This window comes from Bradyrhizobium brasilense, from assembly GCF_029714345.1.
In the GTDB taxonomy this organism is placed as follows: domain Bacteria; phylum Pseudomonadota; class Alphaproteobacteria; order Rhizobiales; family Xanthobacteraceae; genus Bradyrhizobium; species Bradyrhizobium australafricanum.
This window is the reverse complement of sequence record NZ_CP121669.1, coordinates 2,313,933-2,329,383: the sequence shown is the minus strand read 5'-3', so window position 1 is coordinate 2,329,383 and position 15,451 is coordinate 2,313,933. Positions and strand designations below refer to the sequence as shown.

15 protein-coding genes are annotated in these 15,451 nt (G+C 64.3%); 7 read left to right on the top strand and 8 right to left on the bottom strand.

The genetic code is table 11. The features are described 5' to 3' along the window. The first annotated feature begins 345 nt into the window (after positions 1-345). Positions 346-651 (top strand): hypothetical protein, encoded by a 306-nt coding sequence (locus QA635_RS10730; protein ID WP_016843729.1) that lies wholly within the window; start codon positions 346-348, stop codon positions 649-651. Between the two features lie 236 nt (positions 652-887). Beyond that, positions 888-1,172 (top strand): hypothetical protein, encoded by a 285-nt coding sequence (locus QA635_RS10725; protein WP_016843728.1) that lies wholly within the window; start codon positions 888-890, stop codon positions 1,170-1,172. 95 nt (positions 1,173-1,267) lie between these two features. Here QA635_RS10725 and QA635_RS10720 read toward each other — a convergent pair whose 3' ends face one another. From QA635_RS10720 to ettA, 3 genes are all read right to left on the bottom strand, one after another. Continuing rightward, complete coding sequence (locus tag QA635_RS10720; protein WP_283071584.1) at positions 1,268-2,494, bottom strand: lytic murein transglycosylase; 1,227 nt, start codon at positions 2,492-2,494, stop codon at positions 1,268-1,270. 117 nt (positions 2,495-2,611) lie between these two features. Then, positions 2,612-3,193, bottom strand: coding sequence for a TIGR00645 family protein (locus QA635_RS10715; protein WP_283068796.1), 582 nt, complete (start codon positions 3,191-3,193; stop codon positions 2,612-2,614). Between the two features lie 165 nt (positions 3,194-3,358). Continuing rightward, positions 3,359-5,008, bottom strand: coding sequence for an energy-dependent translational throttle protein EttA (gene ettA, locus QA635_RS10710; protein ID WP_057019129.1), 1,650 nt, complete (start codon positions 5,006-5,008; stop codon positions 3,359-3,361). Positions 5,009-5,281: 273 nt separating this feature from the next. Between ettA and QA635_RS10705 the strand changes: the two genes are divergently transcribed. Next, entirely contained in the window at positions 5,282-5,533 is a 252-nt protein-coding gene (locus QA635_RS10705; protein ID WP_283068795.1) for a hypothetical protein, read from the top strand. Between the two features lie 117 nt (positions 5,534-5,650). Beyond that, on the top strand, positions 5,651-6,613 hold the full coding sequence (locus QA635_RS10700; protein ID WP_283068794.1) for a D-2-hydroxyacid dehydrogenase family protein: 963 nt from the start codon (positions 5,651-5,653) through the stop codon (positions 6,611-6,613). Positions 6,614-6,631: 18 nt separating this feature from the next. Here the strand turns inward: QA635_RS10700 and QA635_RS10695 are convergent, their stop codons facing one another. Then, positions 6,632-7,375: a DUF4336 domain-containing protein gene (locus tag QA635_RS10695; RefSeq protein ID WP_283068793.1), complete on the bottom strand. Its 744-nt coding sequence runs from the start codon at positions 7,373-7,375 to the stop codon at positions 6,632-6,634. A 102-nt stretch (positions 7,376-7,477) separates the two neighbouring features. Further along, positions 7,478-8,722, bottom strand: coding sequence for a L,D-transpeptidase family protein (locus QA635_RS10690; protein WP_225160017.1), 1,245 nt, complete (start codon positions 8,720-8,722; stop codon positions 7,478-7,480). A gap of 329 nt (positions 8,723-9,051) precedes the next feature. Between QA635_RS10690 and QA635_RS10685 the strand changes: the two genes are divergently transcribed. Next, positions 9,052-9,897, top strand: a complete 846-nt coding sequence (locus tag QA635_RS10685; protein WP_283068792.1) for a hypothetical protein — start codon at positions 9,052-9,054, stop codon at positions 9,895-9,897. Positions 9,898-9,914: 17 nt separating this feature from the next. Here the strand turns inward: QA635_RS10685 and sseA are convergent, their stop codons facing one another. The 3 genes from sseA to QA635_RS10670 all read right to left on the bottom strand — a co-directional run bounded on the left by sseA (position 9,915) and on the right by QA635_RS10670 (position 12,593). After that, positions 9,915-10,772: a 3-mercaptopyruvate sulfurtransferase gene (sseA, locus tag QA635_RS10680; protein ID WP_283068791.1), complete on the bottom strand. Its 858-nt coding sequence runs from the start codon at positions 10,770-10,772 to the stop codon at positions 9,915-9,917. 99 nt (positions 10,773-10,871) lie between these two features. After that, positions 10,872-11,285 carry a rhodanese-like domain-containing protein gene (locus QA635_RS10675; protein ID WP_283068790.1) on the bottom strand — a complete coding sequence of 138 codons (414 nt, stop codon included), beginning with the start codon at positions 11,283-11,285 and terminating at the stop codon, positions 10,872-10,874. 132 nt (positions 11,286-11,417) lie between these two features. Next, positions 11,418-12,593, bottom strand: a complete 1,176-nt coding sequence (locus QA635_RS10670; RefSeq protein ID WP_016847779.1) for a vWA domain-containing protein — start codon at positions 12,591-12,593, stop codon at positions 11,418-11,420. A 365-nt stretch (positions 12,594-12,958) separates the two neighbouring features. On the opposite strand from QA635_RS10670, the gene QA635_RS10665 reads away from it, so the two are divergent. Next, positions 12,959-13,801 (top strand): AAA family ATPase, encoded by an 843-nt coding sequence (locus QA635_RS10665; protein ID WP_028342982.1) that lies wholly within the window; start codon positions 12,959-12,961, stop codon positions 13,799-13,801. A 90-nt stretch (positions 13,802-13,891) separates the two neighbouring features. Then, positions 13,892-15,394, top strand: coding sequence for a flavin-containing monooxygenase (locus tag QA635_RS10660; RefSeq protein WP_283068788.1), 1,503 nt, complete (start codon positions 13,892-13,894; stop codon positions 15,392-15,394). Positions 15,395-15,451 lie beyond the last annotated feature (57 nt).

Below are 15,451 nucleotides of genomic sequence, written 5' to 3'. Positions count from 1 at the left end.
GTCGGCTCCCGCGTGATGCAAAAGGAAAAAGCGGTTTTTGTAGCAATTCCAAACTGATGCGGGATTCATATTGGAATGAGTCTAAATCGGTCGGAGGTCAGGAATCCGACACCCGCCGGGTGGCTGACGGGCCAATGACCGCTTCCTTCGCCGCCGGCCCCCATGAGCACACGCCTCGCCGCGGCGCTATCGGGCTTGTGCGTTGCAAGATATTGCAAAAGCTGCAAGCATTTGGTCGCGAATGCGGCAGCGTCGTTCATTGATCATTCAAGCTGAATATGGAACCCTCCGGCGAGACAGATCGACAATGCACGCTGTCCCTGCTGCCGCGAGAAAGGTGAGGCCATGAAGAAGACATTGCTGGCGCTTTGCGCCGTTGCCGCTGTGGCGGCTTCGACTGTGGCGGTGCCCGCCCCCGCCCAGGCACAACGCGGTGTCGCCGCCGGCGTCGCTGCGGGATTGATCGGTGGCGCCATCGTCGGTGGCGCGATCGCATCGCAGAACCGCTATTACGGTCCCGGATACGGCTACTATGCGCCCGGCCCGGCCTATGTCGCCGAGCCCGGCTATGGTCCCGACTGCTTCTGGCAGCGCCAGCGGTTCTGGGATGGCTACACCTGGCGCGTTCGCAGCGTCCGCGTTTGCGATTGATCGCCGTTCATCTCGATTAAATCGAACCAAATGTCCCGGAAAACCGACTGTTTCTCCGGGGCATCTGCTGCAGATGGCCAGAAAAAACCGCTTTTCTGCGCGATCAGCCTGCGGACGTTTACTTTCGGTTGACTGTTCTGCGCTGTTTAGCAAGACAGCAGTTCGAGATCAGCGTGTGAGTCACCTCAACCCGGCGCCGAACCACGACGCCACCACCTTCCAGGAGAGCCAAAGACATGAAGAAGACTTTAGCTGCCCTTGTCGCCGTTACCACGATTGCCGGTTCGCTGGCCGTTGCTCCGGCTGCCAAGGCTGGTGACGGCGGCGCCGTCGCGGCCGGCGTTGCCGGCGGCCTGATCGGCGGCGCCCTGCTGGGCGGCGCTATCGCAGGCGCTCGCCCCGCCCCGGTCTATGTCGCACCGGCGCCGGTTTACGTCGAAGAGGCCCCGTGCCGCATGGTTCGTGAGCGCTTCTGGGACGGCTACGGCTGGCGCTTCCGTCGCATCCAGGTTTGCGACTGATCGACCGACACGTTTTCAGCATCACACTCGAAAACCCGGCCTCGCGGCCGGGTTTTTGCTTTTACGCCACCAGGCGGCCTTGCGAGCCGGCCCGATCAGCGTTGCCCGTTCATCGCGCGCAGCACCGCCTCGCTCGGCCAGCAATCAACCTTCAGCCCGGCCTGCTTCTGATAGGCGCCGAGCGCCGCGCGGGTCTGCATCCCGGCCTTGCCGTCGAGCTTGTCCTTGTAGAGACCGATCTTCGTCAGCTGCTGCTGCATCGCCTCGACATCGGCGGAGCGCAGCTGCTTCGACGCCGACCATGGCGTCGCGAATGGCTGCGGGCTCGTCATGCGGTCGGCGAGATGGCCGACGAACAGCACGTAGAGATCGGAGAAATTGTATTCCTTGATCACGAAGTAGTTCGGCGTGGTCAGGAAGGCGGGACCGTAGCTGCCTTCCGGCTGCAGCAGCGACGCCGATTGCGCCTGCTCGGCGGCGCTGAGCTTCTGCCCGCGCACCGGCACGAAGCCTGCGCGCAGCCACTGGCTGATCGGCTTCGTCACTTCAGGCACGCCCATCGTGCAGTCGGCATTGGCCGGCGCCTGCACCTCATAAGCCCAGCGCACGCCGGGCTGCCAGCCCTTGTTGACCAGCTGCTGCGCGGCGGAGGCGAGCGCGTCCGGCACCGAATGCCAGATGTCGACGCGGCCGTCGCCGTCGAGATCGACGCCGTGCTTGTAATATTCCGACGGCAGGAACTGGGTGTAGCCGGTCGCACCGGCCCAGGAGGAGCGCATCTCCTTGCGCGTCACCGCACCCTCGCCGAGGATCTTCAGCGCGAGGATGAACTCGGTGCGGTACTGATCCTTGCGGCGGCCGACATAGGCCTGAGTCGCCACCACGCGCAGCGTGTCGTAGGGCAGCGAATAGCGGCCGTAATCGGTCTCGCGGCCCCAGATCGCCAGCACGACGGTGGCCGGGACGCCGAACCGCTTCTCGATCGCATCGAGCGAGGAGCGATACTTCTGCATCAACCGCTGCCCTTCGGCGGCGAGCCGCGCGATCGAGGCTTCCCTGATATAATCGGCCGGCACCTGCACGAACTCGGCCTGCGCCGGTGCGCCGGTCTTCGGACGTCCGGGCAGGATCAGGTCGGGCAGCTTGTAGTCGGGCTCGAGCGAGCGCGTCTCGCGATCGAAGGTCTCGCGCGACACGCCGGCGGCCTTGGCCTCCGGCCACAGCGAGGCGATGAACTGGGTGAACGCGGCGTCGACCGCGCGCGCGGGTGAGACGACGGATGCGAGCAGAAGCCCGAGGGCAAGCGCGCGGAGGAATGTCAAATCCAACAACCTGTTCACGCAGCGGACCAATGGGCGCGCCATCAGGCCAACGCCCGCGATATCAGTGTCGTGAGCCTTACCACGACACCGGATTGCTGTGAACCTTGGCGGCCGCGCTCAATGCGTGGCCTGCTTGGCGCCTTCGATCGAGTCGTTCGACAGCTTGTCGACGATGGCGATGCCGATCGCCGACAGGATGAAGACGCAGTGGATGATGGTCTGCCACATCACGCCGGTCTCGGTGTAGTTGCCCTTGCCTGACGACAGCGCGCCGGCCTCGATGAAGGTGCGCAGCAAATGGATCGAGGAAATGCCGATGATCGCCATCGCCAGCTTGATCTTCAGCACGCTGGCATTGACGTGGCTCAGCCATTCCGGCTCGTCCGGATGGCCCTGCAGATTGAGGCGCGAGACGAAGGTCTCGTAGCCGCCGACGATCACCATCACCAACAGGTTCGAGATCATGACGACGTCGATCAGGCCGAGGACGGCCAGCATGATCTGCTGTTCGCTGAAATCGAAGGAATGGGCGAACAGGTGCCATAGTTCCTTGAGGAACAGCACGACATAGACGCCCTGAGCGATGATCAGGCCGACATAGAGCGGCAATTGCAGCCAGCGCGATCCGAAGATCAGCATCGGAACGGGACGCAGCGAGCGACCCTTCAGGGGGGTGCGCGCGTCTGAAACAGCGGACATGTTGGAGTGCTCGCAGGATTGAAAATTGCGGAGCGCTCTATCTACGCAATCCCGCGTGCGTGCAAAGTGACAACTGGCCGCAGATTGCGCCGCGATGCCGTCACGATCCTGCCAACGAAGAACGGTCGAGCGCGGCGAGATGCCGCGTTCGACCGTTCATACTGGTCAGCGCGTCAGCTTCTTGTACTTCACGCGATGAGGAATGATGCTGTCCTGGCCGAGCCGGCGCATCTTGTCCTTTTCGTAATCCTGGAAGTTGCCCTCGAACCATTCGACATGGCTGTCGCCCTCGAAGGCCAGGATATGGGTCGCGATGCGGTCGAGGAACCAGCGGTCATGGCTGATGATAACGGCGCAACCGGCGAAATCCTCGAGCGCCTCTTCCAGCGCGCGCAGCGTGTCGACGTCGAGGTCGTTGGTCGGTTCGTCGAGCAGCAGCACGTTGGCGCCCGACTTCAGCATCTTGGCGAGATGCACGCGGTTCCGCTCACCGCCCGACAGCGCGCCGACCTTCTTCTGCTGGTCGGCGCCCTTGAAGTTGAACGCCGAGCAGTAGCCGCGCGAATTGACTTCCTTCTTGCCGAGCAGGATCAACTCGTTGCCGCCGGAGATCTCCTCCCACACCGTCTTGTTGCCCTCGAGCGCGTCGCGCGACTGGTCGACATAGCCGAGATGCACGGTCTCGCCGACCGTGATGGTGCCCTTGTCCGGCGTCTCCTGCTCGGTGATCATCTTGAACAGCGTGGTCTTGCCGGCGCCGTTGGCACCGATCACGCCGACGATGCCGCCGGGCGGCAGCTTGAAGGTGAGATCGTCGATCAGCAGGCGATCGCCAAATCCCTTGCTGAGACCTTCGAAGTCTACGACGTTGGCGCCGAGCCGCTCGGCGACCGGAATGATGATCTGCGCGGTCTGGGTCTGCTTCTCGCTCGCCTTCTTGAGCAGATCCTCATAGCGCTGGTAGCGCGCCTTCGACTTGGCCTGGCGCGCCTTCGGCGAGGACGCCACCCATTCCTGCTCGCGGGCCAGCGTCTTCTGATGCGCGGCATCCTCGCGGCCTTCCTGCTCGAGTCGCTTCTGCTTCTGCACCAGCCAGGACGAGTAATTGCCCTCGTACGGGATGCCGCGGCCGCGGTCGAGCTCGAGGATCCAGCCCGTGACGTTGTCGAGGAAGTAGCGGTCGTGGGTCACGATCAGGATCGCGCCGGGATAGTTGCGCAGATGGCCTTCCAGCCACGACACCGATTCGGCGTCGAGATGGTTGGTCGGCTCGTCCAGCAGCAGCAATTCCGGCTGGTCGAGCAGCAGGCGGCACAGCGCCACCCGGCGGCGTTCACCGCCGGACAGTTTTGTGACATCGGCATCGTCGGGCGGGCAGCGCAGCGCGTCCATCGCCTGGTCGACCTTGCTGTCGAGATCCCACAGGCCCTGGGCCTCGATCTCGTCCTGCAGCTTGGTCATCTCGTCGGCGGTCTCGTCCGAATAGTTGACCGCGAGCTCGTTGTAACGGTCGAGGATCGCCTTCTGCTTGGCGACGCCCTGCATGACGTTCTCACGAACGTTGAGTGCCGGATCGAGGTGCGGCTCCTGCTCGAGATAGCCGACGCGGGCGCCCTCGGCGACCCAGGCCTCGCCGTTATACTCCTTGTCGAGGCCGGCCATGATCTTGAGCAGCGTCGACTTGCCCGAGCCGTTGACGCCGAGCACGCCGATCTTGGCGTCCGGGTAGAAGCTCAGATGGATGTTATCGAGCACCTTGCGGGTCGGGTACGCCTTGGTCAGACCCTGCATGAAATAGATGAACTGGCGAGCCATCCGCTGTCCCTGGAATTGATCCGATTTGTGGAAATTTTGCTGCCGCCGATGTAACGGCCGGCCCCCGAAAGCGCAACCGCGGGACCTCTGTTTTCCGTCCGTTCACCACGTTTCGCGGCTTCACCACGGGTGATTACGGGTTCGACGTCATGTGCGCGCCGAATCACGACAATTGAAACCATCTTTTAATAAATCAGGCCAAAACTCGTTCTCAACGTCGAAAAACGGCGATTTTCGCGGCAGAACCGCGGCCAAAACAGTTGAGGCCACGTCATGGCTACCATCATTTCAGCACCCCTTCCGCGCCCGGCGACCAAAGGCGAGGCGACGCTGTTCGCCGAATTCCGCGCGTTTTGGCGCGCCTTCGTCGCCAAGGCTTTCAATCCTTACCGGCCGGAACTGCACTATATGCGCGGCCCGGGTCCGGCCTGTCGCGCCAAGCAGATGGCGCTGTCGCCGGCGGTCCGCTCGATGCTCGCCGATATCCGCGCCACGAAGACGCAGAAGCCGTCGCCGCTCGTGTGACAATCGCCGCTTTTTGAAACCGCGGCCGCTTGCGCGCCTGCCGATTGCGCGCGACCATGACGGGTATCCCGACGGTTGATCTCTCGCCGTCGCCCTCACCCTGAATGGACCTCCCCGATGACGCGGCTGCGCTGTGCAATCCTCGACGACTATTTTGACATCGCGCTTTCGGTGGCCGACTGGCCAAAGGTCAAGGACCGGGTCGACGTCACCGTGTTCGACAAGCCGTTCGCGAGCGAGGCGGAAGCGGCGACGATGCTGAAGGATTTCGAGATCATCTGCGCGATGCGCGAGCGCACCCCGTTCCCGAAGAGCCTGCTCGACGCGTTGCCCAGACTGCAGCTCCTGATCACGTCAGGCATGCGCAACGCGGCGATCGACATGGAGGCCGCCAAGGACCGCAAGGTGGTGTTGTGCGGCACCCAATATAGCCGCGATCCGACCGCGCCACTGACCATGGGCCTGATCCTGGAACTGACCCGCGGCATCGGCCGCGAGAACGCGCGCATGCGCGCCGGCGAGGCCTGGCAGACCTTTGCCGGTACCGAGATCGAGGGCAAGACGCTCGGCATCATCGGCCTCGGCAAGCTCGGCAGCAAGGTCGCTGGCATGGCCAAAGTGTTCGGCATGAACGTCATCGCCTGGAGTCCCAATCTGACGCCGGAGAAGTGCAAGGAGGCCGGCGTCGGCTATGCCGGCAAGGACGAGCTGTTCGCGACATCAGACATCATCACCATCCATGTCGTGCTGAGCCCGCGCTCGCGCGGACTGGTCGGCGCCGCCGATCTCGCCCGCATGAAGCCGTCGGCCTATCTCGTCAACACCGCGCGCGGGCCGATCGTCGATGAGGACGCCCTGTTCGCGGCGCTGCGCGACAAGACGATCGCCGGCGCCGGCATCGACGTGTTCTCGGTCGAGCCGCTGCCGTCGGATCACCCGCTGCGCAAGCTCGACAACGTCGTGATCACGCCGCATCTCGGCTACGCGACGCGCGAGAGCCTGCAGGCGCATTATCAGCAGATGGTCGAGTGCATCGATGCTTTCACCAAGGGCAACGAGCCGCCGCGGCGCCTGGCCTGACAGCGGCATTCACTGCGGCTAGCCGAGCCAGCGGAACGCGCGTTCGAGCTCGGCGCGGCCATCCCGGTCGTACCAGCGCCCGTGGGCGAGAATGATCCGCTCCGGATCCCATTCGATCATGCGGGCGACGGCGGCCTTCATCGCGTCCCTGTCCTGCAGGAAGGTCGAGCGCAGATCGGTTGGCGTGCTGCCGTCGGGATCACGCACGCCGCCGAGCCAGATCAGGAACCGCATCAACGGCGAGCGGACTCGTCCGGCCTCAAAATTCTCGATCAGGTCCGTCAGCAGCAATGTCCGCGACGGCAGATGGAAGAACACGACCTCCGTCATGTAGCTGCCTGCCACCGGCAGCGTCGCGATCCACTCATCCCAGGGATAGCCGGATGATCGTTCCAGTGGCTCGCCTTCGAAGGTCAGCCGATTGTCCGCCTGTTGCTTGATCCCGGGCGCAAGGAAGATGCGCGCGTCGGGATAGGCAGCATTCCATTCCGGAATCCACCAGTAATGCAGACGGTTCGGACCGATGATCCAGCGCGGTACGCCCAGCTCAACGATTGCGGCCTTGAGCTCGGCCAGCAATGGTGTCGGCGAGTGAATGAACAGCCGCCCACCCGGCAGACGAACGATCGTCGCGCGCGTTGGAAACGGCATCTTGAACCAGCGCGGACCGAACCGGATGATCGGACCATCGATCATCCATACGTCATCGGCGACAGGCTTTGGCGCATTCAGCGGCGGATAGGTCTCGCAGACGTCCTGCATCGCATTGCTTCCCAAGCTGCAACGTCGAAATGCGCGGCTTGTTGCAACAAAAAAAGGCGCGCTATTCGCGCGCCTTTTTCAATGATGAACTTGCCGGTTGGCCTAGCGCACCGTCACCGGTGCGGGCAGCGGCTGCACCGTGGTCGGCTGCGTGCCGGGCAGCGGCGCGGCCGCCTGAGCCTGGGCCGCAGAGGGAGCCATCGGGTTCGCGGGCGCGGCAGAAGCCGTCGCCGTTCCCGGCGGCGGACCACCGGGCAGCACAACCACGCGGGTGCCGACCTTGGCGCGTTCGAACAGGTCGGAGACGTCTTCATTCAGCATGCCGATACAGCCCGACGAGACGAACTTGCCGATGGTCGACGGCTGGTTGGTGCCGTGAATACGGTACACGGTCGAGCCGAGATACATCGCGCGGGCGCCGAGCGGGTTGCCGGGTCCGCCGGCCATGAAGCGCGGCAGATAGGGCTGACGCTCGATCATCTCGGTCGGCGGATGCCAATCCGGCCACTCGGCCTTGCGGGTGATCTTCTGCACGCCGGTCCAGGTGAAGCCGTCGCGGCCGACACGGACGCCGTAACGAACCGCGCGGCCGTTGCCCAGGATGTAATAGAGGTAGGTGTTCGACGTATCGACCACGATCGTGCCTGCCGGCTCCTTGGTCGCGAACGACACTTCCTGGCGACGCAGATTCGGCGGCAGTTGCGCCGGGGCGTCTTCGGGCTGCTCGTCCGGCGGCAGCGCCGCGATCTGCACCGGCTTGCCATTGGCATCGACCGGTGCCTGCTGCTGCGGCACGGCTCCGGTAACGCCCTCGGGCGGGCGCATGCCGCCGCGGTCGTCGCCGTAGGAAACACCGGCGGCCGGAACGCCATTGTCGCGATTGGCTTGTTGCGCACCCGGACGATCGCCGTAGATCACCGGCGGCGGCCCCATCGGACGGCCATAGCGGGGATCATCGGGCGACATCACCGGCCCAGTCGGCGCGCCACGGTCGGAATAGACCGGAGGAGCATTCATCGGGCGGCCATAGCGCGGATCGTCCGGCGACATCACTGGGCCGGTCGGCGCGCCACGATCGGAATAGGTGGGCGCATTCGCCGGACGGCCATAGCGCGGGTCGTTCGGCGACAGCACCGGACCGGGCGGCGGCAGTGCAGCCGAATCCTGTCCGTCATCGTCATTGAGAGCGTCGAAATCCGGCATGCTGCCCTGGGGGTAGGGCTGAGGTGCCGTCGAATAGGCGGTGCCCTGGGGCGCCGGATAACCCTGCTGCGCATGCGCAAGCGAGGTTCCTGCCACGCCGAGAGCCGCGGCAGCGCAAATCGTCAGAATGCGGTTGATCATCATTGCTCTGTTATAGTCCCCAAGCCACACCGGACTGTTAACGGCCCAATGCAGGAAGATAGCGGCGCATTCAAGACAAATCCGCGAAACCCGGGCTATTCCGGGCCTTTTGTGATTTCGCGTCAACGCTGCGGCAAAGATGTCTCACGGGTCGGGAATGTTTGTCCACGTGGCCAAAGTCATCAATCACCCGCATTTTGTAACAAACAGTCCCGGGACGTTGCGATATCTTCGAATCGGCCTGATTCGCGCTCGCGACGCCGGCTTTCTTGTGTGGTCACCGCGTTCCCTCGACATCGAAGACCCTCCCGCAGAAGGGGGAACCCGCGCCCATGCTCCCCGGCCTTCGTTTTCTGTTCGCCGCGATCGTGCTGGCGACCTCGCTTCTGGTGTTCGGGTTAGGGGCAGCCGCGCTGTTTCGCGCGGCACATGAAGAGTTCGCCAGCATTCCGGCCCGCCGGGCGCCGCCGCCCGAGCCGCAATTCGCGCAGCAGCCCGAGACCCCGCCCGTGCTTGCCATGGTGCGGGTCGATCCGCCCGCCGCCGACAAGGTGACGACCGATACGCCGGCAGCCCCGTCCGAGCCGGCCGCGTCCGAACAACCGGCCGCTCCCGCTGAGATCGCCGCCCCTGCAGCCGAGCCGGAGAAGGTCGCCGCCGTGACGGCGGATGATCGGGTCCCACCCGCTCCGCCGAAGCCGGAGGCCCAAGCCACGGAGACCCCGGCGCCGGCCCAATCCGCCGACACTGCGGCTCAGACTCCGACCGCAGATCCCTCGGCGGCATCGGAGCCGACGCCCGCTGCCGCCGAAGCCGCACCGGCGGCTACGGAGGCCAAGGTCGCCGCCGTCGCCGATCCGCCCGGCCCCAGCGAGCCCGCGCTTCCGCCGCCGGCACCCGCAATGGCAGCGCCGGAGCCCGCCCCGCCGCCATCACCCGAGGCGATCGCGGCCGCGACCAAGATCGCGACGCTGGGTGGGCCTGAAGTTGTTGTCGAAGCGCCGGTGGCGCCGAAGGCCGCTGAGGCGAAGAAGCCGGAGCGCAGCGCGGTCAGCAAGCCGGCACATCGCAAGGAGCGGCGGCGGATTGTCCGCGCGCCGCCGGTTCGGCAGGTCGTTCAGCAGCAGCAGCTCGATCCGTTCGGCCAGCCGACCCTGGTGCCGCTCACCCGGCGCTAGCAAGCAGGAATGACCTGTCAGGCCGGCCCCGTTGCGATCGGCGGGCCGCTCGCCTGCCCCCATTCCGACCACGAGCCGTCATAGAGCGCGCTCTCGGTGACGCCGAGCCGGTAGAGCGCCAGCGTCAGCACGCCGGCCGAGACGCCCGAGCCGCAGCTCGTGACGATGGGCGCATCGAGCTTTACGCCGGCGCCCGCGAACGACTTGCGCAGGTCATCGAGCGGCTTCATCTCGCCGGTCGCGGCATCGAACAATTGGTTGTAGGGCACGTTGCGGGCGCCGGGGATGTGGCCGGCGCGGATGCCCGGACGCGGCTCCGGCGCGCGGCCTTCGAAGCGGTCGGCGGCGCGCGCATCGATCACCTGCTCGGCACGGCTTTCGACATTGGCGATCATCTGCTCGATGCTGCGCACGCGCTGCGGATCGTAGCTCGCCTTGAAGGTCGCAGGCTTCGGCTTCACCTCGCCGCTCTCGACCGCCCTGCCCTCGGCGCGCCACTTCTTCAGGCCGCCGTTGAGAATGCGCACGTTGCGATGGCCGTAGGACAGGAACATCCACCAGGCGCGCGGCGCCGCAACCCAGCCGCCGGAATCGTAGATCACCACGGTGTCGGCATTGCCGATGCCAAGCACGCCGATGTCGCGGCCGAACTGCTCGACGCTCGGAAACATGTGCGGCAGCGGATTGGCATGGTCGGACACCGCGTCGACATCGAAGAACACAGCACCCGGCAGATGCGCGGCGAGATAATCGTCCTTCGGCAATGGCAGCACGCCGGGCAGCTTGAAGGTCGCGTCGAGCACCTTGACGTTGGCATCGCCGAGATGCGCAGCCAGCCATTCGGTCGAAACGAGCGGATCGTCAGTCATCGTCATCTTGCGTGTTTCTCCATCGTCATTGCCGGACTTGATCCGGCAATCCATCTTGCCTTGAAGCGATGGACACGCGGGTCAAGCCCGCGTGTGACATCCTGCCTAGCCCTTCTTCTTCGCCTCCCACGCCTCGATCGGCCCGCCGGCCTCGCGCCAGGCGGCAAAGCCGCCGCCCATATGCGCGACCGGCTTCAGGCCCATGTCCTTCGCGGTCTTGGCCGCGAGTGCCGAGCGCAGGCCGCCGGCGCAGTGGAAGATGAACTTCTTGTCTTCCTGGAAGATCGGCTTGGCATAGGGGCTGTTCGGATCGATCCAGAACTCGAGCATGCCGCGAGTGCAGGAGAACGCGCCGGGGATCTTGCCGTCGCGCTCGATCTCGCGGGGATCGCGGATGTCGACGATGACGACGTCGTTCTTGCCGATCAGCGTGATCGCGTCGGCCGCGCTGATGGTCTCGATCTCGGCATTGGCCTCGTCGATCATCACCTTGATGCCGCGGTGGATGTTCTGGGGCATGGGGCTCTCCCTGGCTTTTCTTGATCGTCTTTCCGGGGCGATGCGGCAGCATCGAACCCGGAATCTCGATCGAATTTCATCAGCTCGAGATTCCGGATCGGTCCTGCGGACCGTCCGGAATGACGGGATTGGTTACCGCACCAGCTCCCGCATCGCGTTCTCCAGACCTTCGATCGTGATCGGATACATGCGCTCGGAGAACAGGCGGCGGATGATGGTGGTCGATTCCGAATAGTCCCAGTGCTTCTGCGCCACCGGATTGAGCCACACCGCGTGCGGATAGGTGCGGATGATGCGATCGAGCCAGACCGAGCCGGCCTCTTCATTGACATGCTCGACCGAGCCGCCGGGAACCATGATCTCGTAAGGCGACATCGAGGCGTCGCCCACGAACACCACCTTGTAGTCGTGCGGATATTTGTGCAGCACGTCCCAGGTCGGCGTGCGATCGGTGAAGCGCCGCTTGTTCTGCTTCCAGACGCCTTCGTAGAGGCAGTTGTGGAAGTAGAAATACTCCATGTGCTTGAATTCGCTCTTGGCGGCCGAGAACAGTTCCTCGACCTGCTCGATATGCGAATCCATCGAGCCGCCAATATCGAAGAACACCAGCACCTTGACCGCGTTGCGCCGCTCGGGGCGCATGTGCACGTCGAGATAGCCGTGGTTGGCGGTCTCCTTGATCGTGGTGTCGAGGTCGAGCTCGTCTGGCGCGCCGGTGCGCGCGAACTTGCGCAGCCGCCGCAGCGCCACCTTGATGTTGCGGATGCCGAGCTCGACATTGCCGTCGAGATCCTTGAACTCGCGCTTGTCCCACACCTTCACGGCGCGGTTGTTGCGGTTCTTCTCCTGCCCAATGCGGACGCCCTCGGGATTATAGCCATGCGCGCCGAACGGCGAGGTGCCGGCGGTGCCGATCCACTTGCTGCCGCCCTGGTGGCGGCCCTTCTGTTCCTCGAGCCGCTTCTTCAGGGTCTCCATGAGCTTGTCCCAGCCCATGGCCTCGATCTGCTTCTTCTCTTCCTCGGTAAGATATTTCTCAGCAAGCTTCTTCAGCCACTCCTCGGGGATCTCCGCCTTGCCCATTGCATCGAGCAGGCTCTCGAGCCCCTTGAACACGGTGCCGAACACGCGGTCGAACTTGTCGAGATTGCGTTCGTCCTTCACCAGCGCGGCGCGCGACAAATAGTAGAAGTTCTCGACCGTCTGCTCGGCGAGATCGGCGTCAAGCGCTTCCATCAAGGTCAGATATTCCCGTAGCGTCACGGGGACCTGGGCGTCGCGCAGCGATGTGAAAAACTGCAGGAACATACCCACCTAGATCGCCCGCTGGGCCGGTGGCGTCAAGGGCCCCCGGCCGTGCTTCATCCCGAGATCAGCCATCCACTTTCACCGGGTTACCTCCGCCGCCGTCGATCCGTGGCGGCGCCCGCGCCATCGCGGCAAGGTCGCGCCACGCCGGTGATCATTCCGCAGAGCGGAAAGATGATGCATGACATTCCATGCGGAAGCCCACATCGGTACCGCTGCGCTGCGGAATCCGCGCTAGACCGCCCGGCTTTTTCAATTAGAATTGTACCGGACAAGATATCGGAGAGGACATGCGACCGCTGCGAGAGCGGTCGTTTCGTGTGGGGGCCCGGGCCGCCGACGAACGAAGCAAGGCAAACAGATAGATGAAATTCACGGGTACCAAGGACTACGTCGCCACCGATGACCTCAAGGTCGCCGTCAATGCCGCCATCGTGCTCGAGCGCCCGCTGCTGGTGAAGGGCGAGCCCGGCACCGGCAAGACCGTGCTGGCCGAGGAAGTCGCCAAGGCGATCGACGCGCCGCTTTTGACCTGGCACATCAAGTCGACCACCAAGGCGCAGCAGGGCCTCTACGAATACGATGCCGTCTCGCGGCTGCGCGACAGCCAGCTCGGCGACGCCCGCGTGTCCGACATCAAGAACTACATCAAGCGCGGCAAGCTGTGGGAGGCCTTCACCAACGAGAAGCGTCCGGTGCTGCTGATCGACGAGATCGACAAGGCCGACATCGAATTCCCCAACGATCTGCTGCTCGAACTCGACCGCATGGAATTCCACGTCTACGAGACCGGCGAGACCATCAAGGCGAAGCTGCGCCCGATCGTGATGATCACGTCGAACAACGAGAAGGAACTGCCGGACGCCTTCCTGCGCCGCTGCTTCTTCCACTACATCAAGTTCCCCGACAGTGAGACGATGGGCAAGATCGTCGACGTGCATTTCCCCGGCATCAAGAAGCGCCTGGTGGAAGAGGCGCTGCGGATCTTCTTCGAAGTCCGCGAGGTGCCGGGCCTGAAGAAGAAGCCCTCGACCTCGGAACTGCTCGACTGGCTCAAGCTGCTGTTGAACGAGGACATCACCCCCGAGATGCTGCGCGAGCGCGATCCGCGCAAGCTGATCCCGCCGCTGCATGGCGCGCTGCTCAAGAACGAGCAGGACGTGCATCTGTTCGAGCGGCTGGCTTTCCTCAGCCGCCGCGAAGTCTAGTTCCGATATCGGCAAACGCCGGGGCGATGGCTCCGGCGTTTTGCTTCTGCAGTTCAAGAAACAAGCCAACAAGCAAGAAGACCAGGGAAGATGAACGTCCAAACCCAGATCCGGGCCGCCGAGCCCGTCACGACAGAGCACTTCGACGTCCTGATCGCAGGCGCCGGCATCTCCGGCGTCGGCGCCGCCTACCACCTCACCACGCAATGCCCCGGCACCAGCTTCGTGGTGCTGGAGACGCAGAAGAGTTTTGGCGGTACCTGGTCCACCCACCGCTATCCCGGCATCCGCTCCGACAGCGACCTGCACACCTTCGGCTATCGCTTCAAGCCGTGGACCAGCGCGCCGATCGCAACCGCGGCCGAGATCCTGAAGTACATGGGCGAGGTGATCGAGGAGAACGACATCGCCCGTCACATCCGCTATCGCCACACCATCACCGCGGCGAAGTGGTCGAACGAGACCAATCTCTGGACCATCGATGCGACGCGCATCGATACCGGCGAGCGGCTGCGCTTCACCACCAACTTCTTCTGGATGTGCCAGGGCTATTATCGCCACGACGCCGGCTATACGCCCGAATGGACCGACATGGCGAAGTTCAAGGGCACCGTCGTGCATCCGCAGACCTGGCCCGACGACCTCGACTACAAGGGCAAGCGCGTGGTCGTGATCGGCTCCGGCGCCACCGCCGCGACCCTGATCCCGGCGATGGCCAAGGACGCCGGCCATGTCACCATGCTGCAGCGCTCGCCGACCTATTTCCGCACCGGCCGCAACGCGATCGAGATCGCCGAGGAGCTGCGCAGGCTGCAGGTCGACGAGCACTGGATCCACGAGATCACCCGCCGCAAGATCCTGTTCGAGCAGGACGCCTTCACCAGGCGGACCTTCGCCGAGCCCGAGGGCGCCAAGAAGGACCTGCTGGCAGCGGTCGAAGCCGTCCTCGGCAAGGACTACGACATCGCCACGCATTTCACGCCGAGCTACCGGCCGTGGCGGCAGCGCATCGCCTTCGTGCCGGATGCCGACCTGTTCCACGCCATCAAGGGCGGCAAGGCGTCGGTCGTCACCGACGAGATCGACCGCTTCACCGAGACGGGCATCCTGCTCAAGTCCGGCAAAGAGCTCGAGGCCGACATCATCATCACCGCGACCGGCTTCCACCTCTCGGCCAATGGCGGCATCGACTTCGAGATCGACGGCAAGCCGCTCGACTTCGCCGATACCGTGACCTATCGCGGCATGATGTTCACCGGCGTGCCGAACCTCGTCTGGGTGTTCGGCTATTTCCGCGCCAGCTGGACCTTGCGCGTCGATCTGGTCGGCGACTTCGTCTGCCGCCTGTTGCAGCACATGAAGGCGACCGGCGCGAACAAGGTGACGCCGGAGCTTCGCCCCGAAGACCACAACATGCCGCTGCTGCCGTGGATCGATCCGGAGAACTTCAACCCCGGCTACATGATGCGCGGCATGCACCTCTTGCCAAAGCGCGGCGACAAGCCGGAGTGGCAGCACAATCAGGACTACTGGGCCGAGAAGGACGAATTCCCTGCGATCGACCTCAAGGACAAGGCGTTCGTCTACGGCTGAGCTCCTGATATTAGTCCCGTCATCCTGAGGAGCGCGTAGCGCGTCTCGAAGGATGCA

Excerpts from the sequence above, each read along its gene's own strand:
- QA635_RS10730 (WP_016843729.1), top strand. The coding sequence starts at position 346 with ATGAAGAAGACATTGCTGGCGCTTTGCGCCGTTGCCGCTGTGGCGGCT.
- QA635_RS10725 (WP_016843728.1), top strand. The coding sequence starts at position 888 with ATGAAGAAGACTTTAGCTGCCCTTGTCGCCGTTACCACGATTGCCGGT.
- QA635_RS10715 (WP_283068796.1), bottom strand. The coding sequence starts at position 3,193 with ATGTCCGCTGTTTCAGACGCGCGCACCCCCCTGAAGGGTCGCTCGCTG.
- ettA (WP_057019129.1), bottom strand. The coding sequence starts at position 5,008 with ATGGCTCGCCAGTTCATCTATTTCATGCAGGGTCTGACCAAGGCGTAC.
- QA635_RS10705 (WP_283068795.1), top strand. The coding sequence starts at position 5,282 with ATGGCTACCATCATTTCAGCACCCCTTCCGCGCCCGGCGACCAAAGGC.
- QA635_RS10700 (WP_283068794.1), top strand. The coding sequence starts at position 5,651 with ATGACGCGGCTGCGCTGTGCAATCCTCGACGACTATTTTGACATCGCG.
- QA635_RS10695 (WP_283068793.1), bottom strand. The coding sequence starts at position 7,375 with ATGCAGGACGTCTGCGAGACCTATCCGCCGCTGAATGCGCCAAAGCCT.
- QA635_RS10690 (WP_225160017.1), bottom strand. The coding sequence starts at position 8,722 with ATGATGATCAACCGCATTCTGACGATTTGCGCTGCCGCGGCTCTCGGC.
- QA635_RS10685 (WP_283068792.1), top strand. The coding sequence starts at position 9,052 with ATGCTCCCCGGCCTTCGTTTTCTGTTCGCCGCGATCGTGCTGGCGACC.
- sseA (WP_283068791.1), bottom strand. The coding sequence starts at position 10,772 with ATGACGATGACTGACGATCCGCTCGTTTCGACCGAATGGCTGGCTGCG.
- QA635_RS10675 (WP_283068790.1), bottom strand. The coding sequence starts at position 11,285 with ATGCCCCAGAACATCCACCGCGGCATCAAGGTGATGATCGACGAGGCC.
- QA635_RS10670 (WP_016847779.1), bottom strand. The coding sequence starts at position 12,593 with ATGTTCCTGCAGTTTTTCACATCGCTGCGCGACGCCCAGGTCCCCGTG.
- QA635_RS10665 (WP_028342982.1), top strand. The coding sequence starts at position 12,959 with ATGAAATTCACGGGTACCAAGGACTACGTCGCCACCGATGACCTCAAG.
- QA635_RS10660 (WP_283068788.1), top strand. The coding sequence starts at position 13,892 with ATGAACGTCCAAACCCAGATCCGGGCCGCCGAGCCCGTCACGACAGAG.